Here is an 18,220-nt window from a genome sequence, read left to right as displayed (position 1 = left end):
GTTACACCGCTGTCGCCAGCAAGCTGCCGCCCACAACGTCCACGTCGGCATCAAGCTAGTGCCACGCAGTGCTAACATCCCCACGTGTTTTACGCAGGGGACTTTCGTGAAAGCCAGATCCGACGAGTTGCAGGTGTTTGTCTCCGTCATCGAGAGCGGGTCGATTTCCGCCGCTGCCGAGAAAATGGGCCAGACGCCTTCGGGGATCAGCCGGACCTTGTCGCGGCTGGAGGCCAAGCTGGAAACCACGCTGATCAACCGCACCACGCGGCGCATGGACCTGACCGAGGAGGGCAAGTTCTTTCTGGAGCGTGCCCGGCAAATTCTCGAACAGATGGAAAGCCTCGAAGAGCACCTGAGTTCATCCCGGCAAAGCCCTGCCGGGCGCTTGCGCGTCAATGCGGCTTCGCCGTTCATGCTGCATTCGGTGGTGCCGCACGTCGCCGAGTTTCGGCGGCTGTATCCCGATATCCAGCTCGAACTCAACAGCGACGACTGGTTCATCGACCTTCTGGAGCAGAGCACCGACATCGCCATCCGCCTTGGTCCATTACCCGATTCGACGCTGCATGCCCGCTTTCTCGGCAGTTGCCCGCTCAACATCGTCGCCAGCCCCGCTTACCTGCAACGCCACGGCACGCCGGACACCGTCGAGGAGCTGGCGCATCACACGCTGTTGGGTTTCACCCAGGTGGACGCACTCAACCACTGGCCGCTACGGCATGCGGAAGGCGATCGGCTGGTAATCCGGCCGGCGCTGTCGGCGTCGAGCGGCGACACCTTGCGGCATCTGGCGTTGGCGGGGGAGGGGATTGCCTGCCTGTCGGACTTCATGACCCATGAAGACATTCGCCAAGGGCAGTTGGTGAGCGTGTTGGATGAAGCCAACAGCGGCTATCGGCAGCTGATCAATGCGGTGTACTACCGCAACTCCCAGCTGGCATTGAGGATTCAGTGCTTTCTGGATTTCATGCAGGAAAAGCTCAAGGAATACGCGCACTGACCGGCGCCAGTCGCGCACGGCGTCCCTGCATGGGGTGCAGGGACGCCGCTCGCTGGATCAGTGGTGCTCGCGGGTAGCGCGGAATTTCACGTCCGGCCAGCGCTCTTCCATCAGCGCTAGGTTGACCCGCGTCGGCGCGAGGTAGGTCAGGTGACCGCCGCCGTCCAATGCCAGGTTTTCCACTGCCTTGTTCTCGAATTCTTCGAGCTTCTTCTTGTCCGCGCAGTCAATCCAGCGGGCCGACCAGACGGTGATCGGCTCGTAGGCGCATTCGACCTTGTATTCTTCCTTCAGACGGCTGGCGACCACATCGAACTGCAACACGCCGACCGCGCCGAGAATGATGTCGTTGCTGCGCTGCGGGAAGAACACCTGGGTGGCGCCTTCTTCGGCCAATTGTTGCAGGCCCTGACGCAGTTGCTTGGACTTGAGCGGGTCTTTCAATCGCACGCGGCGGAACAGTTCCGGTGCAAAGTGCGGAATACCAGTGAAGCCCAGGCTTTCGCCTTCGGTGAAGGTATCGCCGATCTGGATCGTGCCGTGGTTGTGCAGGCCGATGATGTCGCCGGCGTAGGCCTCTTCCAGCTGTTCACGTTCGGAGGAGAAGAAGGTCAGCGCGTCGCCGATCCGCACGTCCTTGCCCAGGCGGACATGACGCATCTTCATGCCCTTGTCGTAGCGGCCCGAGCAGATGCGCATGAATGCGATACGGTCGCGGTGTTTAGGGTCCATGTTCGCCTGGATCTTGAACACGAAACCGCTGAACTTCTCTTCCTGCGGCTCGACGATGCGCTCGTTGGCAACGCGTGCCAGTGGCTTCGGCGCCCAGTCCACCACGGCATCGAGTACGTGATCGACACCGAAGTTGCCCAGCGCGGTGCCGAAGAACACCGGAGTCAGCTGGCCGTCGATGAATTCCTGCTGGTTGAATTCGTGGCAGGCGCCCTGAACCAGTTCCAGTTGCTCGACGAAACGGTCGTATTCGTCGCCCAGGTGAGCGCGAGCTTCGTCGGAATCCAGTTTCTGGATGATCTTGGTTTCGGTGCGTTCATGACCATGACCGGCGGTGTAGACGATGATGTAGTCGTCGGCCAGGTGGTAAACACCCTTGAAATCGCGGTAGCAGCCGATCGGCCAGGTGATCGGCGCGGCCTTGATCTTCAGGACCGCTTCGATCTCGTCCAGCAGTTCGATCGGGTCGCGGATATCGCGGTCGAGCTTGTTGATGAAGCTCACGATCGGCGTGTCGCGCAGGCGGCAGACGTCCATCAGCGCGATGGTGCGCGGCTCGACGCCCTTACCGCCGTCCAGAACCATCAGTGCCGAGTCCACCGCCGTCAGGGTGCGGTAGGTGTCTTCCGAGAAGTCTTCGTGGCCCGGGGTGTCGAGCAGGTTGATCATGTGATCCCGATAAGGAAACTGCATGACCGAAGTGGTAATGGAAATGCCGCGCTGTTTCTCCATTTCCATCCAGTCGGACGTCGCGTGACGATCAGACTTACGGGACTTGACCGTACCTGCCACAGAGATAGCCTTGCCCATGAGCAAGAGTTTTTCCGTGATGGTGGTTTTACCGGCGTCCGGGTGGGAAATGATGGCGAAGGTGCGGCGTTTCGCGACTTCGGCGGCCTGTTGGGTCATGGGAAATCGCCTGAAAGAGAGTCAAAAAAAGGGCGCAGATTATAGCTCAACTCAGGGCAATAACCGAACCGTTCAGTCGATTAAGGGTGGCCAAATGCTGTCTTGCATGGGAACCTTTCCGGCTGTGGAGACGTCCACTCCTTCGCATCAGCCAGCGCATGGCTGAGATCAAGGGCTGATAAATCAGCAAGTTAGCTTGACGAAGCTGCGCTCATGGCTTGTGTTTTCGCCGAGGTTAAACCCTTACCGGCGACCCACCCGCTGCTCTTCGCGAACGCTCTGGCCGGCATCTGCTCCGATGCCGTGTCGTTATGTTCGCCGACTGAAATAAGGAGTCCGCCCGTGGCTAATCGCTATGGCAAGGGGCTATTGGGAGGTGCGATCACCATCGTACTCCTGGCCCTGCTGGTCCACTGGATCGGCATCGATACGTTTGAACGCTATAAAGATGATCTGTTGTTCTACCTGCAAGCGCATTTGTTTCTGGTAGCGGTTTCAATGCTGGCGGCCATCGTGGTCGGGGTTCCGGCGGGCATTGCCCTCAGCCGACCCAGCATGGTCGGCCGCGCTGAACGCTTCATGCAGATCTTCAACATTGGCAACACCGTTCCTCCTCTCGCTGTGCTGGCCATCGCTCTCGGTATTCTCGGGATCGGCAGTGGCCCCGCCATCTTCGCCCTGTTTCTCGCCTCGTTGCTGCCCATCGTGCGCAACACCTACGAAGGCTTGAAGAACGTTCAGGGTTCGCTCAAGGAAGCCGCCACCGGCATCGGCATGACGCCGCGCCAGGTCTTGCTGCGCGTGGAATTGCCCAACGCCGTGCCGATCATCATCGGTGGTGTGCGCGTTGCACTGGCGATCAACGTCGGTACTGCGCCGCTGGCTTTCCTGATCGGCGCCAACAGCCTCGGCAGTCTGATCTTCCCCGGCATCGCCCTGAATAATCAGCCGCAGTTGGTGCTGGGTGCGGCGTGTACCGCGTTGCTCGCCCTGCTGCTCGATGGCCTGGTGACTCTCGCGAGTCGTAAGTGGCTGGAACGTGGCCTGACTCGCTGAGCGAAAGGAATTCCAATGAAAAAGATATGCTTGTTTCTAGGCCTTGCCCTGTTGTTCCCGGCATTGGCCCAAGCTGCGGATAAACCCTTGCTGCGCATCGGCGCACGGGTCTTTACCGAGCAAACCATCCTCGCTGAAATCACCGCTCAGTATCTGCGCACCAAGAACTTCGATGTGCAGATTACCGGCGGGCTGGGCAGTAACCTGGCGCGTAGCGCACAGGAAACCAGCCAGCTGGACCTGCTGTGGGAGTACACCGGTGTTTCCCTGGTGTCCTACAACCATATCGATGAAAAACTCGACAGTGAGCAGACCTACGCACGGGTCAAGGAAGTCGACGCGAAGAAAGGCCTGGCCTGGCTTTCCCCGTCGAAATTCAACAACACCTACGCCCTGGCGCTGCCGAAAAAAGTTGCGGACCAGTACCCGCACATCAACACCATGACCGACCTGACCAACGTCCTGAAAGATGAAGCCAAAGAGGGTCATCTCGTAGCGCTGGACACCGAGTTCGCCAACCGTTCCGACGGTCTGGTCGGGCTGGTCAAGCATTACGACATGAATCTCGGTCGCGAGAATACGCGGCAGATGGATGGCGGGCTGGTCTACACCGCGTTGCGTAACGGCCAGGTGTTCGCTGGCCTGGTCTACACCACCGACGGGCGCCTGAATGCGTTCAAGCTCAAGGTGCTCAAGGACGACAAGGGTTATTTCCCGGACTACACCGCAGCGCCGGTGATTCGTCAGGAGTATCTGGACAAGCACCCGCAGATCGCCACGCTGCTCAAGCCGTTGGCCGACCTGCTGGACAACCAGACGATGATCGACCTCAACGCCCGCATCGACGTCGATCATGAAAGCCCATCCAAAGTTGCCGCCGATTTTCTGCGCCAACATCCCCTGAACTAAGGAAGGAGACGATATGAGCATTTTTAGCGCCTTCTCCCATCTGGACTGGGCTCAGGTCATTCATTTGACCTGGCAGCACATCACGTTGGTCGGCATCGCGGTCATCCTGGCAATTGTGGTCGGCGTTCCCCTGGGCGTCCTGATGACCCGCTTCCCGGCCCTCGCCGGCCCGCTGCAGGCCAGCGCCACGGTGCTGCTGACCGTGCCATCGATTGCCCTGTTCGGGTTGCTGCTGCCGTTTTATTCCAAGTTCGGCCAGGGCCTTGGCCCGATGCCGGCAATCACCGCTGTGTTTCTGTACTCGCTGCTGCCGATCATGCGCAACACCTATCTGGCGCTGACTGGCGTCGAACCTGGTATTCGCGAAGCCGCCAAGGGTATCGGCATGACCTTCGGCCAGCGTCTGCGCATGGTTGAACTGCCGATTGCCGTGCCGGTGATCCTGGCCGGTGTTCGCACCGCCGTGGTGATGAATATCGGTGTCATGACCATCGCCGCCACCATCGGTGCCGGTGGTCTGGGTGTACTCATTCTTGCTTCTATCAGCCGCAGCGACATGTCGATGCTGATCGTGGGCGCCGTGCTGGTCAGTATCCTGGCCATCATCGCTGACCTTCTTCTGCAATGGCTGCAACGCGCGCTGACTCCAAAAGGACTCCTGAAATGATCGAACTCCAGAACCTCTCCAAGACTTTCCAGAGCAACGGCAAAGAAGTGAAGGCTGTCGATTCGGTCAGCCTCACCGTCAACGAAGGCGAGATCTGCGTCTTCCTCGGCCCGTCGGGCTGCGGCAAGAGCACCACGCTGAAGATGATCAACCGCCTGATCGTGCCGACCTCTGGCAAGATCCTGATCAATGGCGAAGACACCACCGGTCTGGACGAAGTGACCCTGCGTCGCAACATCGGCTACGTGATCCAGCAGATCGGCCTGTTCCCGAACATGACCATCGAGGAGAACATCGTGGTCGTGCCCAAGCTGCTGGGCTGGGATGCCAAGCGTTGCCACGACCGTGCGCGCGAACTGATGAGCATGATCAAGCTTGAGCCCAAGCAGTATCTGCATCGCTACCCGCGTGAACTGTCCGGTGGTCAGCAGCAGCGTATCGGCGTGATCCGCGCGCTGGCCGCCGACGCGCCTTTGCTGTTGATGGACGAACCGTTCGGCGCGGTCGATCCGATCAACCGCGAAATGATCCAGAACGAGTTCTTCGAGATGCAGCGCGCGCTGAACAAGACCGTGATCATGGTCAGCCACGACATCGACGAAGCCATCAAGCTGGGCGACAAGATCGCTATTTTCCGCGGCGGCAAGCTGCTGCAGATCGACCATCCGGACACGCTGCTGGCGCACCCGGTGGACGATTTCGTGAGCAACTTCGTCGGCCAGGACAGCACTCTGAAACGCCTGCTGCTGGTCAAGGCCGAAGATGCAGCGGACAACGCGCCGTCGGTCAGCCCGGAAACCCCGGTGGCCGACGCGCTGGACGTGATGGACGAAAACGACCGTCGCTACATCGTGGTGACCGATGCCGAGAACAAGGCCATGGGTTATGTGCGTCGTCGCGACCTGCATCGCCAGACCGGCACCTGCGCCCAGTTCCTGCGCCCATTCAACGCCACGGCGGCCTACGACGAACACCTGCGCATCCTGCTGTCGCGCATGTACGAGTTCAACCGCGCCTGGCTGCCGGTGCTGGATGCCGAAAACGTATTCCTCGGCGAAGTGACCCAGGAATCCATCGCGGCCTACCTGAGTTCGGGTCGTTCGCGGGGTATGAAGACCAGCATTGTTTCGCCGGCTGATATTGCGGCGGAGGCGGCGAGCATCTGATCTTTGGGAGCGGACCGGACGGCGTTCCGCTTGTCCGCGAAAACGTCCGTATGAGCGATGCACAGGTTGCTGCTCATACGGCTTCTTCGCGGACACACCTCAGGCAGAAGGCTTTTACCAGCTGTAACTCACTTTTGCGGTGACCTCACGGCCAGGGTTGTAGAAGTCGGCAGTGCCGGAACCGACCACATGCTGTTCATCCAGAAGGTTGCTCACGTTAACTGCCAGATCGGTGCCCTTGGCGATCTGGTATTTGAACGCAGCATCGAACAGCGTGGTGGCGTCACTCTTGTCGCCAGTGTTGGCGGCATCGAAATAGTAGGAGCCGATATAACGCGCACCCAGGCCAGCACTCATTTTAGTGTTCGGGATGTCGTAGTAGCTCCACAGCGAAGCGGAGTGCTTTGGCACGGCGGCAAACTCGTTGCCCTTGAGTGAAGTGCCGGTGAACAAAGTACCGCGCACGACTTCCGACTTCATGAGGGAATACCCGCCGATCAGGCTGAGGTTTTCGGTCAACTCGGCTTTGGCCTCAAGATCAAGGCCTCGCACTTTCGACTCGCCGACGGTTTCCTGTTCGATGGTGCCATTAGGCTGAACGACGGCGATGGTGACGTCTTCCTGGTTCAGGTCGTATACCGCTGCCGAGAACAACGCATTCATACCCGTAGGCGCATATTTCACGCCAACCTCATACTGCTTGCCGCGTTGCGGAGTGACACCAATCGTTGGTGGGGAAACAGACTCCACCATGCTGACATAAGTGGAAACTTCGTCGTTGACGATATAGGTCAAAGCACCACGGACTGAGTTCTCCGAAAAGCTATCCGAGGTTTTGGTGTCGGTGATGTCGGTGCTGGAAAGATCCAGAGAATCGTTGCGCACCCCGGCGGTAAGGATGAAACGCTCATAAAAAGAGAAGTTCTGCTGCATGAATACGGACTTGGTCGTGTAGTCCTGCTTATTGCGGCTATATGGCGCAACGCCACGAGGCGTGCCGGTGTACACCGGATTCGCGACATCAATAGGTGTGGTCAACGCGTATACCGACGTGTCTTCGCTTTCGTCGTTACGATACTCCACACCCACAATCGAACTGCTGTCGATATTTTCGAAGCGCACATCGTATTTCAGCATCAGGTTGCCGTTGATTTGCTCGGCTTCGCTGTCGGTCCCGAAGAGAAAACGATCAACCGTGGTGCCGGTCCGGCCCGCGTTATCGCTGATGTAAACGTAGCCAAAGTCGTCCGTCAATTTGCTGTAGCGCAGGTTGCTGCTCAGAACGAAGCCATTGTCAAAATCGTGGCTGATGGTACCGCTGATGGTGTTGCGCTCTACATCGTGGAAGTTGTAATCCGGCTCGCCAAAGAATTTGCTGCGGTCGTACTCCTTGTCCAACGGGTAACCGCCGCTGTTGGGCGAACTCTTGGTTTTAAGGTGATCCACAACCACTGTGGCCGACGTGTAGGCGGTTGGCGCCCAGGTCAGGCCGCCCATCAAGAACTCGTTGTCGTCCCTGGAGTGATCGTATTCGCGCTCACTGTCCTGGAATTTGCCGGTCAGGCGGTAAGCCAGCGTCTTATCTTCGTTCAACGAGTCCCCTACATCGATACCGGTTTCTTTATGGTCGAAAGAACCGTAGGTGACATAACCCTGGCCGAATTTGTCGAAGCGCGGTTTCTTGGTCACGAAATTAACCGAACCGCCGGGATCTGCCGGGCCGAACAAGGTGGAGTTGGCGCCACGCAGCACCTCGACGCGCTCATAGGCAAACGGCTCTTCACGTACACCGCGCATTGACCCCAGAGTCATCCCGTCACGGTAAGTCGTGGCTTGAAACCCGCGGATAGTAAAGTAATCGTTACGGTCGTCAGTGCCGTAATAGTCGGTGATAACGCTAGGCGTATATTGCAGGAGCTCCTCTGTGGTGTTTACGCTGCGTTGCTCCATTTCTTTTTGGGTGATGACTGAAACAGAAGCCGGCGTATTCAGGATGCTGGTGGCGACCTTGCCGCCAACCCAAAGCTCTCGAGCAACAACCGAATTGGCGTCGTCATCATAATAGGCCTGCGTATCAACGATAATCGGACCCAGGCGATACGCGTTATCTTCTTTGCTGACCTCTTCTGCCGTTGCGCCCAGCGGCACGAAAACCAGCGGCGCGCAGAACAGAGCGGTGGCGCGTTGCCGTGCCAAGCGTGTGGTAGAGCTGGTTTTGTTATCGGTCATGCTCGTTTCCCTTGATTATTCGAACGCTCCAACGCGGGTCGCCTAATTCAATTGCGCAGAAGCCATCGGTTTGAGCCGGGAACTATATTCGAAAAACTACATCGCAACGATAAGTATTCCTATTATTAATAGTGACGGTAAAGTGATGCACGGCTGTATTCGGCAGAGGCATATCTCCAGCCCACGGCCGGTGGAGCTGTGTGCGATCAAAAGGGCCTGAAAGAAATCCACTCATTCACGAGTAATATCAATCACGTAGATGAAAGTGACCGAATGCAGCCGGCAAAGACCTCAACTCCGCCCCGCGCTCCAGCACACTTTCGTCGTAGGAGCGAGCTTGCTCGCGAAGATGCAGGTACAGCCGACGCATACGCTACGGATGCATTGGCCGCTTCGCGGACAAGTCCGCTACTACGGAAGAATGAGCCTGCAGCACATGCAAAACCCTCTACGAAAAACCGCCTTCTCGTCGCCAAGTCCGGCGTTTGAGGAACATCAGGCTGTCATGTGGGTCGGTTACATAAGTGGGTGTTAAGGACTGCCGGATTGCTGCGTACAAAAACGCGACATTTTTTGTTGATCTCAAGCCTCTCAGGTCCTACAGTTCGCGCCGAACGTCCATGCTGGAAACGATCCATCCGGCTCAAGTACTGACGACGAGACAGCAAGGCCAAGGAGGCAAGCCTCCGTGGCCTTTTTGCTTTCGGCGACATGCCTTGGGAAGTAGGCGAACCAAAGTGGGGATACGGAGGGCGTTCGCGGGGCGTGTCATCAATGGATTCATTTCACTGAGAATCCATTGATGACACGCTCCAGCACCCATTTATTCATCTGTCTGCCTCATGGAGTCCCCGAGCATGCCGATCAAGGTCGAAGACTACTACTCAGCCGAAACTTTCTCGAAGATGAAGGCTTTCGCTGACAAGCAAGAAACCCCGTTCGTGGTGATCGATACCAACATCATCAGCAAAGCCTACGACGACCTGCGCGCAGGTTTCGAATTCGCCAAGGTGTATTACGCAGTCAAGGCCAACCCTGCGGTCGAAATCATCGAGTTGCTCAAGAACAAGGGTTCGAGCTTCGACATCGCGTCCATCTACGAGCTGGACAAGGTCATGGGCTGCGGCGTTGGCCCGGAGCGCATCAGCTACGGCAACACCATCAAGAAATCCAAGGACATCCGCTACTTCTACGAGAAGGGCGTGCGCCTGTACGCCACCGACTCCGAAGCGGACCTGCGCAACATCGCCAAGGCCGCGCCCGGCTCGAAAGTCTACGTGCGCATCCTGACCGAAGGTTCGACCACCGCCGACTGGCCTCTGTCGCGTAAATTCGGCTGCCAGACCGACATGGCCATGGACCTGCTGATCCTCGCCCGCGACCTGGGCCTGGTGCCTTACGGCATCTCGTTCCACGTCGGTTCCCAGCAGCGTGACATCAGCGTCTGGGACGCCGCGATCGCCAAGGTCAAGGTGATCTTCGAGCGTTTGAAGGAAGAAGACGGCATCGTTCTCAAGCTGATCAACATGGGTGGCGGCTTCCCGGCCAACTACATCACTCGTACCAACAGCCTGGAAACCTACGCCGAAGAAATCATCCGCTTCCTCAAGGAAGACTTCGGTGACGATCTGCCAGAAATCATCCTGGAGCCGGGCCGTTCGCTGATCTCCAACGCCGGTATCCTGGTCAGCGAAGTGGTATTGGTTGCGCGCAAGTCGCGTACCGCCGTCGAGCGCTGGGTCTACACCGACGTGGGCAAGTTCTCCGGCCTGATCGAAACCATGGATGAAGCCATCAAGTTTCCGATCTGGACCGAGAAGAAAGGCGAGATGGAAGAAGTCGTCATCGCCGGCCCGACCTGCGACAGCGCCGACATCATGTACGAAAACTACAAGTACGGCCTGCCGTTGAACCTGGCCATCGGTGACCGCCTGTACTGGCTCTCCACCGGTGCCTACACCACCAGCTACAGCGCGGTGGAATTCAACGGCTTCCCGCCATTGAAAGCGTTCTACCTCTAACCAGGCCCGAACCGGAAAAGCCCGCGAGTGATCGCGGGCTTTTTTATGGGCGATTGTCTTACCAGGTTTTCAGAACCGTACGCAGTACCTTGGACAACGCATCGGCTTGAAGAATGAACGCCCGGGCGAAGTCCACGACAGGTTCGTTGGCTTGTCGCTCGCGTAGCGTGATGAACGTCTGCAAGGTAGTCACCAGCTTTTGCAGTTGCTCTTCATATTGTTGCTTGGGTGCGGCAATGTCCTGCAGCTCGCTCAGGTCATCGTTGCGCGCCGACAGCTCCCTGAGTTGCTGCTTGTGATCGGCGATCTGTCTGTACTTACCGTCCAGATCGGCCTGGACGCGATCCCTGGCCTCAAGCAAATCTCCGTACTTCACCGCTTCACTGGCGATGCTCAGAATGTTTTTCACACCGATTACACCTGCCTGCAGCGTGTTGATGGCGGGGTGAAGAGGTCGGAGTTTGATGACGTCTTCAAGGATGGGAATCCACCTGTCAAGAATCGTCATGTCTTCATAGACCTTCATGGCGTCGGTCAACGGTTGCTTGACCCGCTCCAGCTGTGCGCTCTGTGCGGTGAGAGCCTCCAGTGCTCGCTGAATGGAAGCGCGTTGGCGATCCTGAGCGGCGATGTACGACGCGCTGTCACCGAGCGCCCAGGCGCGAAGGTTATCAAGACGCTCTCCCAAAGCTGCGGCATGTTCGTCCATGGTGTGCAGAGTGGTTTTGAGAGTGATTGAAAGTTCAGCCCGATACCTTTCAGCGACCGAGTTCGCCGTGGATTTCGGTTCAAGAGCGGCTGAATCGGAGATTTCAGCCAGTAGCGAGCTGATTTCCTGGGTCTGCAGCTCTACGGGCGCCGATGCAAGCATATCCCTGGCGTAATCATCCAGCTGATAAAAAAGTTTGCTCAGGGTTGTCAGCCGCTCTTTGAGCGCGGGGAGATACAGCGTTTCGCGCGCAGCCAGCTTTCTTTCAAGCAGGGCTCTGCTGGTGCGGATAACAGCCGTGTCGGGGCCTATGAAGTTAAAGGGTTCGTTCAAATAAGTAATGGTCATTTGTTGATTGCTCAAATGCTTGGATGGCAGCAGTTTGCTGTTCATGCCGGAATGGATACGGCGTCTTGGTTGATCGCAGTTACAAGGCCTTGGGCTTGTCGTTCCACATTGTCCCATTGGTTGAGCATATGGGAGATGCGGGCTTCGAAGATGAAGAGGGCAGTGGCGTCGTCGGTGTCTCTGATTTTACTTACGGAAGCCGTGATATAAGCCCCGATCAGTGACCATATGTTCTCCAAGTTGCCCGCCCCATTGAGCGCTTCTTCGATCAGCAATTGCATGTTCTGTAGATCGGCCTCAAGTCGGAGCAGGGCAGGTATACCCTGGTTGATATTGGCAAGTCTGCTTTCCAGCTTCTTCTTGTTTTGAATTTCCTTTTCGTATTCTGCTTTTATGCGGTTGGCATCCGAACCGAAAATTGACCAGGTTATTCCCAGGCCAGCCGGGCCCCACCATAGGCCGACCCATTTATAGATGGTGTAGGTGCTGTAGCTTCTGCCCAGTTCTTCAATTCGAGCGTTGAATCGCGATATTTCTTCGTTCAGTTCGGCAGCGAGTTCGTTCCCGTCTGTTTTTACGATTAAAGCGAGCTTGCGTGTAATTTCGTCCCTGGCAGTTCGCAAGTCGGTTCTGAAGAATGTGATGAGGTTTTTGACGTTGTTGGCTGACTTCTTATGTTCATCAACGGTATTGACTATTTCCTTGATAAGGGCCAGCAGTGGGTGAATGGCCCTCTGCGCATCGGTCTTGAGTGGGACCGATGGCAGGGTTGCCAGGTCTTCCGGGGTGATGTCGGCGATGACGCCCTGATACGACGTGTAACCTTCCAGCTTCCGGATGAGGTTGCAGATGGAGCTGCCGTATGACTTCAAAATACCGTTGAAGGTGATCAGCGTATTGCCGACTTCAATCATCTTTTTTTCAATGCCGTACCACGTTGTAGCAAGATCCTTTAGTTGTTGATGCAACTTTGCAATGTCCGAGGGCCTCAATCCGGCAATAAAGCTTTCGGAGTAGCCCAGATAGCTGGCAACTTCTTCAGGCTTGGTCGGTAGCTGATTGACCTGTCTGGTCAGGCGTTTTATTTTCTCAAGATCGTCGCTTCCCAGATAAAGTCCGGGCTTTCGAACCGCTTTTTCGTGGTCTCCCGCAGCCGCCTGTAAGTAATTCTGGATGGCGGTGTGAACCGGCTTTTCCAAAATATCCGTTACGTTCAGGCTCTCGTCTTTCAGGTCGTTTTTCTCGGCCAGTGCAGTGCTAAGCATCGTTGATTTCCTATGGTTGTTTTGAGCGGGGCGTTCAGGCAATCCCGGCATCGGTTTAAAGCATGTAGAGGAAGTTAGCAGCTCAAGCGCGCTTGAGTAAGTGCTGGCTTTCTACTTTGTGTGTAGGAGGATGCGCGTAATCACAGCTGTAAAGTCGGGTTGGTTGGGCGGGTATTACAATAGGTCGGTGTGTTTGTGTAGGTATTATTATGTAGGTAATACTTTTGACGGCTGGCTGATTCCTACAAGGGACGTCTATGGTTGCCTCTGGTTACTTAAGGCAGGTGCAGTAAGCTTGGTTATCACAACTAACATGCCGCTTAATGGCGGGGCGCATAAATCACCGCCAATAAAGGATGGTTACATGCAGGCAAGCGAAGAAATACCCATCGAAACATTGAACGACGTGACCACGCGTTACGTGCAAGCCATGGCCGGTTTTTCGGACAAGGGCGGGCGAGAACCAGGCCTTATCGTCTCTCCTGCCGACGTGCGCACCATCAGGCGCTACGTGGCCTCGGCGCTCGAACTGCCATCGGGGCTCGATCAGGTCCGTCAGGTGCTGGGCTATGACGTGGCGGACATCGCCGGGCTGGAACCGACCGATATCCATGAGCTGTACCAGGCCATGCAAGGCCATGCCCACGAATGGTCTGGTCTGGAAACCGGTATCAAGGATGTCGGCACCGATCTGGTGTACTTTTCCGATGCGCTCAAAAGCAGCGGCGAGACCCTCATCACTTTCGTGGAGGGCCTTGAGGGCTACCGCAACGCCATTGGTGTGCTCGGCGAACTGACTCCAGCGGTGATGGCGCATCTGCCGGTGGTGGAGTGGACCGCGCACGACCGCAACCGCAAGGCGACGCTGGATGCACTGCTCGATGACCTGCGCATCGTCATTCAGGATTGCAGCCGCAGCACCGGCCGGGTGAATTCCGGGCTTTCGGCATTCAAGCGTGAACTGAAAACCCGTATCGGGCCTTCGCTGGGCTTGAAGTTGACCTTGATCCGTCGCAACAACCGGGATTTGCGGCTGGCTGAGCTGAATGCCGAGCTGGAAGAGATCAATCGGGAAATCCAGGCCCAAAGCGACAGTCTTGAAGACTTTCTGCAACAACAGTGGTGCCTGGCATCCTTCGCCCATTCGCTGGTCTTTCCGAACGGGCAGGCACCGCAGCGGACCCGCCTGGAATGGCTGATTGCGCGCAAGCGTGAGCTGATAGCCAGGATCCGGACCGATCACGCGCTGCTGGCCTCGCTGGCGCAGTTGCAGACCATGGTTCAGGAACTTCGCATCCGGGTCGATGCAGCCGCCTCCGGCGCCTCGAACCTGGAGAGCCTGTGGATATTGATCCAGACCTACATCGACGGCTCGGCCAAGCGCCTGCACAACCTGACCGACGCGACCTTTCTTGTCGTCTTCGTCGCACGTCTGCGCTCGATGATTCTCTCGTGGAGCGAAATCAAGCGGCATTCACAGGATCTGCTGACAGCATTCAACAATGCCATTGCGCAGGTGCAGCCATGAATATCGACCGTTCAGGAACAACCCGTTCGTATCCCCGGCCCGACCTCGCTGCGATCACTCGTCATCGCAGCGTCATGGCGCAATGTGCAGGTGCACAAACCGCAGGCGTTCTACGTGACCAGTTGCTCACGGTGCTCGACAGGGTCTACGTGGTCGACGTTGAAATCATCACGATGCTCGACGGCGTTTGCGCCAGTCTGCGCGGCGTTGAACTGGAGCCTTATCGTGCGGCCATGCGCGAGCTGGAACGTGAAGGACGTACACAACAGGAAAACCTGGCGTTGCTGTCCTACCAGGAACAGGCGGTAAACGAGCTGCTTGGGGGTATGCGCAATGCCCGCGGTTATGTCGATGCGCTGACCGGACACCTGGCTTCGGTCGAGGCGGCGGTGGTCAACGACACACGTGAGCTGGCCAGGAACGCCGAACGGCAGCTGGAGGGCGTAAGCGCTTTCAGTGATGAGGCCCGGCGACGGACGCTTGAGTTTTATCTGGAAGACATGCAGGGGCCGTTGCGAGTCGATGAGGCCAGGCGCGGGTATGTGGATGAGATAAAAAAAATCATCTCGCCGGTGGAGTACTTCTGCCACAACGCGCTGGGCGAGGGTGAGCCGGGTATCCGGCTGGCGGACGATTTCCAGCTCCACGCCGCTGAGCTGGTGGACTATCTGCAGCGCTTACGCCGGGAGTGGAGAAGCTGAAATGCGGTTAACTCGATGCGCGATTCGTCACCATCGTAACGGTCTCTTTGCCAGCAAGCTGGCTCCTGCGGGCTACAAACCCGTAGGAGCCAGCTTTTACCAGTGGAGCATCACGCCGCCACGAACTGCTCTGCGTAATGGCAGGCAACCTGGCGGTTGTCGACCAGACGCAGTGCGGGTTCCTCAGTGGCGCAGCGCTCGGTGGCGTATGGGCAACGCTTGTGGAACGCACAACCGCTAGGCGGGTTGAGCGGGTTGGGCAATTCGCCGACGATCTTGATCTTCGGCTTGAGCGGGTCTGGGTGGATGGTCGGTGTGGCGGACAACAGCGCCTGAGTGTAAGGATGCAGCGGGCGTTCGTAGATCTGCTCTTTCGGCCCCATTTCCGCCGGGCGCCCCAGGTACATCACCAACACCGTATCGGCCACATGCCTCACCACCGACAGGTTGTGGGAAATGAACACGTAGGCGGTGTTGAATTCCTGCTGCAAATCCATGAACAGGTTCAAGACCTGCGCCTGGATCGACACGTCCAGCGCCGAAGTCGGCTCGTCCGCCACCAGCACTTTGGGTTGCAGCATCATGGCGCGGGCCAGGGCAATCCGCTGGCGCTGACCACCAGAAAACATGTGCGGATAACGCTGATAGTGCTCGGGACGCAGGCCGACCTGACTCATCATCGCCTGCACTTTTTCACGGCGTTCGGCACGGCTCAGGTTGGTGTTGATCAGCAGCGGCTCGCCCAGTTGGTCGCCGATTTTCTGCCGAGGATTGAGCGACGCATACGGGCTTTGAAACACCATCTGCACGTCTTTGCGCAGTTGCTTGCGTTCGGCCTTGCTGGCACCGGTCACTTCCTGGCCGGCAATTTTCAGCGATCCCGAAGACGGCTCTTCGATCAGCGTCAGTGCGCGCGCCAGGGTGGACTTGCCGCAGCCCGACTCGCCCACCACGGCCAGTGTCTTGCCGGCCTCCAGCTCAAAGGAAACGCCGTTCAAGGCGCGCACGGTGGCGTGGCCCTTGAACAGGCCGCGAGAGACTTCGTAATGACGGGTAAGGTCGCGGGCGGTAAGTACGACGCTCATCACGCCACCTCCTGATTCAAGGGATAGAAGCAGCGCGCCAGGCTCTGGGCTTTAGGGTCCAGGCCGGGGCGTTCGGTGCGGCAGTTGTCGCGCACGTAAGGGCAACGTGGCGACAGCAGGCAGCCTTGCGGGCGGTCATAGCGGCCGGGAACCATGCCCGGAAGCGTCGCCAGGCGTTCGGCACCCATGCTGTGCTCGGGAATCGCCGCCAGCAACGCTTCGCTGTAAGGATGAGCCGGAACGTCGAACAGTTGCGGCACCTGGCCGACCTCGACCGCCTGGCCGGCGTACATCACGCACACCCGCTGCGCGGTTTCGGCGACCACTGCCAGGTCGTGGGTGATGAGCACCAGCGCCATGTTCTGTTCTTTCTGCAGGCTCAGCAGCAGGTCCATGATCTGTGCCTGAATGGTTACGTCCAGTGCGGTGGTCGGTTCGTCGGCGATCAGCAGTTTTGGTTCGCCGGCAATTGCCATGGCAATCGCGACGCGCTGGCTCATACCGCCGGACAGCTGATGCGGGTAGGCATTGAGACGTGCCGCGGCGCCCGGAATCTCCACCTTCTCCAGCAGTTCCAGGGCACGCTGACGCGCCGCCTTGCCGGACAGACCCAGATGCTGACGCAGGACTTCCTCGATCTGGAAACCCACGGTGTAGCTGGGGTTCAGCGCGGTCATCGGGTCCTGGAACACCATCGCCAGATCCTTGCCGATGATGCGGCGACGCTGGCGCGAGTTCAGTTTGAGCAGGTCGCTGCCGTCGAAGGTCAGCGAGTCGGCGGTGATGATGCCGGGGGCGTCGATCAGCCCCATCAGCGCCATCATGGTCACGGATTTACCCGAGCCCGATTCGCCGACGATGGCCAGTACTTCGCCCTTGTCGACGCGCAGGGAAAGGCCATCCACCACGGGTACGGCCTTGGCGTCGCCGAAGCGGACGTTGAGATTCTTGATTTCCAGAAGTGACATGCGAATCTCCTCAGGCGGCGTTCTTGAGTTTCGGGTCCAGCGCATCGCGCAGACCGTCGCCCATCAGGTTGATTGCCAGCACGCTGAGCAAAATGGTCAGACCCGGCAGGCTCACCACCCACCAGGCACGTTCGATGTAGTCGCGGGCCGAAGCGAGCATGGTGCCCCACTCAGGCGTCGGCGGTTGCACGCCAAGGCCCAGGAAGCCCAGCGCCGCAGCGTCGAGAATCGCCGAAGAAAAACTCAGGGTCGCCTGTACGATCAGCGGCGCCATGCAGTTGGGCAGCACGGTGATGAACATCAGGCGCGGCAGGGTGGCGCCGGCCAGACGCGCAGCGGTCACGTAGTCGCGATTCAGTTCGCCCATTACCGCCGCACGAGTCAGACGCACGTAGGACGGCAGCGAAACGATGGCGATGGCAATCACGGTGTTGATCAGGCCAGGGCCGAGGATCGCGACGATGGCCACAGCCAGCAGCAGCGAGGGCAGGGCGAGCATGATGTCCATCAGGCGCATGACCGATGGGCCGAGGATGCGCGGGAAGAACCCGGCCAGCAGGCCCAGCAGGATGCCCGGAATCAGCGACATGACCACCGAGGACAGGCCGATCAGCAGCGACAGGCGCGAACCCTGGATCAGACGCGACAGCAGATCGCGGCCCAGTTCGTCGGTACCGAGGATGAACTGCCACTGGCCGCCTTCCAGCCAGACCGGCGGGGTCAGCAGGAAGTCGCGGTACTGCTCGCTGGGATCATGCGGCGCGACCCAGGGGGCAAACAGTGCGCAGAACACGATCAGGGTCATGAACATCAGGCCGGCGACCGCGCCCTTGTTCCTGGCGAATGCCTGCCAGAATTCCTTGTACGGGGATGGGTAAAGCAGGCTTTGATCGACTGCTGCCACAGGAGTAGGTGTGCTCATAT

General features: G+C 58.2%; 15 protein-coding genes. 8 read left to right on the top strand and 7 right to left on the bottom strand.

Annotated features, from left to right (window positions below):
- The first annotated feature begins 106 nt into the window (after positions 1-106).
- A complete protein-coding gene (locus tag EGJ27_RS23340) occupies positions 107-1,003 on the top strand; it encodes a LysR family transcriptional regulator (protein ID WP_125833100.1) in 897 nt (298 codons plus the stop codon).
- A gap of 57 nt (positions 1,004-1,060) precedes the next feature.
- On the opposite strand, the gene EGJ27_RS23335 is transcribed toward EGJ27_RS23340, so the two are convergent.
- Positions 1,061-2,644 carry a peptide chain release factor 3 gene (locus tag EGJ27_RS23335; protein WP_125833099.1) on the bottom strand — a complete coding sequence of 528 codons (1,584 nt, stop codon included), beginning with the start codon at positions 2,642-2,644 and terminating at the stop codon, positions 1,061-1,063.
- Between the two features lie 342 nt (positions 2,645-2,986).
- Here EGJ27_RS23335 and EGJ27_RS23325 point away from each other — a divergent pair, with 342 nt between their 5' ends.
- From EGJ27_RS23325 to EGJ27_RS23310, 4 genes are read left to right on the top strand one after another with little or no spacing between them, the layout of a single operon-like run.
- The gene (locus tag EGJ27_RS23325) at positions 2,987-3,700 is read left to right on the top strand and encodes an ABC transporter permease (RefSeq protein ID WP_125833126.1); all 714 of its coding nucleotides are present in this window, start codon (positions 2,987-2,989) and stop codon (positions 3,698-3,700) included.
- A gap of 15 nt (positions 3,701-3,715) precedes the next feature.
- Positions 3,716-4,609, top strand: coding sequence for a glycine betaine ABC transporter substrate-binding protein (locus EGJ27_RS23320; protein WP_125833098.1), 894 nt, complete (start codon positions 3,716-3,718; stop codon positions 4,607-4,609).
- 13 nt (positions 4,610-4,622) lie between these two features.
- Positions 4,623-5,276, top strand: coding sequence for an ABC transporter permease (locus EGJ27_RS23315; protein ID WP_125833097.1), 654 nt, complete (start codon positions 4,623-4,625; stop codon positions 5,274-5,276).
- Complete coding sequence (locus tag EGJ27_RS23310; RefSeq protein WP_125833096.1) at positions 5,273-6,442, top strand: betaine/proline/choline family ABC transporter ATP-binding protein; 1,170 nt, start codon at positions 5,273-5,275, stop codon at positions 6,440-6,442. Before EGJ27_RS23315 ends, EGJ27_RS23310 begins: the two co-directional genes overlap by 4 nt.
- A gap of 114 nt (positions 6,443-6,556) precedes the next feature.
- Here the strand turns inward: EGJ27_RS23310 and EGJ27_RS23305 are convergent, their stop codons facing one another.
- Positions 6,557-8,671: a TonB-dependent siderophore receptor gene (locus EGJ27_RS23305; RefSeq protein ID WP_125833095.1), complete on the bottom strand. Its 2,115-nt coding sequence runs from the start codon at positions 8,669-8,671 to the stop codon at positions 6,557-6,559.
- Between the two features lie 857 nt (positions 8,672-9,528).
- On the opposite strand from EGJ27_RS23305, the gene EGJ27_RS23300 reads away from it, so the two are divergent.
- The gene (locus EGJ27_RS23300) at positions 9,529-10,692 is read left to right on the top strand and encodes a type III PLP-dependent enzyme (RefSeq protein WP_125833094.1); all 1,164 of its coding nucleotides are present in this window, start codon (positions 9,529-9,531) and stop codon (positions 10,690-10,692) included.
- 58 nt (positions 10,693-10,750) lie between these two features.
- On the opposite strand, the gene EGJ27_RS23295 is transcribed toward EGJ27_RS23300, so the two are convergent.
- Together EGJ27_RS23295 and EGJ27_RS23290 are read right to left on the bottom strand one after the other, a co-directional pair.
- Entirely contained in the window at positions 10,751-11,794 is a 1,044-nt protein-coding gene (locus EGJ27_RS23295; protein ID WP_125833093.1) for an alpha-xenorhabdolysin family binary toxin subunit B, read from the bottom strand.
- The gene (locus tag EGJ27_RS23290; protein ID WP_125833092.1) at positions 11,791-13,014 is read right to left on the bottom strand and encodes an alpha-xenorhabdolysin family binary toxin subunit A; all 1,224 of its coding nucleotides are present in this window, start codon (positions 13,012-13,014) and stop codon (positions 11,791-11,793) included. Before EGJ27_RS23290 ends, EGJ27_RS23295 begins: the two co-directional genes overlap by 4 nt.
- A 364-nt stretch (positions 13,015-13,378) precedes the next feature.
- Here EGJ27_RS23290 and EGJ27_RS23285 point away from each other — a divergent pair, with 364 nt between their 5' ends.
- Together EGJ27_RS23285 and EGJ27_RS23280 are read left to right on the top strand one after the other, a co-directional pair.
- Entirely contained in the window at positions 13,379-14,542 is a 1,164-nt protein-coding gene (locus EGJ27_RS23285; RefSeq protein WP_125833091.1) for an alpha-xenorhabdolysin family binary toxin subunit A, read from the top strand.
- Positions 14,539-15,243, top strand: a complete 705-nt coding sequence (locus EGJ27_RS23280) for a hypothetical protein (protein ID WP_125833090.1) — start codon at positions 14,539-14,541, stop codon at positions 15,241-15,243. Before EGJ27_RS23285 ends, EGJ27_RS23280 begins: the two co-directional genes overlap by 4 nt.
- 110 nt (positions 15,244-15,353) lie before the next feature.
- Here EGJ27_RS23280 and EGJ27_RS23275 read toward each other — a convergent pair whose 3' ends face one another.
- Genes EGJ27_RS23275 through EGJ27_RS23265 form a run of 3 tightly spaced genes read right to left on the bottom strand, consistent with a single transcriptional unit; the run spans position 15,354 to position 18,218 of the window.
- A complete protein-coding gene (locus EGJ27_RS23275) occupies positions 15,354-16,328 on the bottom strand; it encodes a peptide ABC transporter ATP-binding protein (RefSeq protein ID WP_125833089.1) in 975 nt (324 codons plus the stop codon).
- Positions 16,328-17,296, bottom strand: a complete 969-nt coding sequence (locus tag EGJ27_RS23270) for an ABC transporter ATP-binding protein (protein ID WP_125833088.1) — start codon at positions 17,294-17,296, stop codon at positions 16,328-16,330. The genes EGJ27_RS23275 and EGJ27_RS23270 overlap by 1 nt, the downstream gene beginning before the upstream one ends.
- A gap of 10 nt (positions 17,297-17,306) precedes the next feature.
- Positions 17,307-18,218: an ABC transporter permease subunit gene (locus tag EGJ27_RS23265; protein ID WP_125833087.1), complete on the bottom strand. Its 912-nt coding sequence runs from the start codon at positions 18,216-18,218 to the stop codon at positions 17,307-17,309.
- Between the last annotated feature and the right edge of the window lie 2 nt (positions 18,219-18,220).

This window comes from Pseudomonas sp. v388 (genome assembly GCF_003935425.1).
GTDB lineage: Bacteria > Pseudomonadota > Gammaproteobacteria > Pseudomonadales > Pseudomonadaceae > Aquipseudomonas.
Note: the sequence above shows the minus strand (reverse complement) of the source record. Positions and strands in the feature narration are given on the sequence as shown.

Bases quoted from the DNA above. Each gene is read 5' to 3' on its own strand.
- EGJ27_RS23275 (WP_125833089.1), bottom strand. From the start codon at position 16,328: ATGAGCGTCGTACTTACCGCCCGCGACCTTACCCGTCATTACGAAGTC.
- EGJ27_RS23305 (WP_125833095.1), bottom strand. From the start codon at position 8,671: ATGACCGATAACAAAACCAGCTCTACCACACGCTTGGCACGGCAACGC.
- EGJ27_RS23270 (WP_125833088.1), bottom strand. From the start codon at position 17,296: ATGTCACTTCTGGAAATCAAGAATCTCAACGTCCGCTTCGGCGACGCC.
- EGJ27_RS23320 (WP_125833098.1), top strand. From the start codon at position 3,716: ATGAAAAAGATATGCTTGTTTCTAGGCCTTGCCCTGTTGTTCCCGGCA.
- EGJ27_RS23300 (WP_125833094.1), top strand. From the start codon at position 9,529: ATGCCGATCAAGGTCGAAGACTACTACTCAGCCGAAACTTTCTCGAAG.
- EGJ27_RS23280 (WP_125833090.1), top strand. From the start codon at position 14,539: ATGAATATCGACCGTTCAGGAACAACCCGTTCGTATCCCCGGCCCGAC.
- EGJ27_RS23335 (WP_125833099.1), bottom strand. From the start codon at position 2,644: ATGACCCAACAGGCCGCCGAAGTCGCGAAACGCCGCACCTTCGCCATC.
- EGJ27_RS23265 (WP_125833087.1), bottom strand. From the start codon at position 18,218: ATGAGCACACCTACTCCTGTGGCAGCAGTCGATCAAAGCCTGCTTTAC.
- EGJ27_RS23310 (WP_125833096.1), top strand. From the start codon at position 5,273: ATGATCGAACTCCAGAACCTCTCCAAGACTTTCCAGAGCAACGGCAAA.
- EGJ27_RS23315 (WP_125833097.1), top strand. From the start codon at position 4,623: ATGAGCATTTTTAGCGCCTTCTCCCATCTGGACTGGGCTCAGGTCATT.
- EGJ27_RS23285 (WP_125833091.1), top strand. From the start codon at position 13,379: ATGCAGGCAAGCGAAGAAATACCCATCGAAACATTGAACGACGTGACC.
- EGJ27_RS23290 (WP_125833092.1), bottom strand. From the start codon at position 13,014: ATGCTTAGCACTGCACTGGCCGAGAAAAACGACCTGAAAGACGAGAGC.
- EGJ27_RS23295 (WP_125833093.1), bottom strand. From the start codon at position 11,794: ATGAACAGCAAACTGCTGCCATCCAAGCATTTGAGCAATCAACAAATG.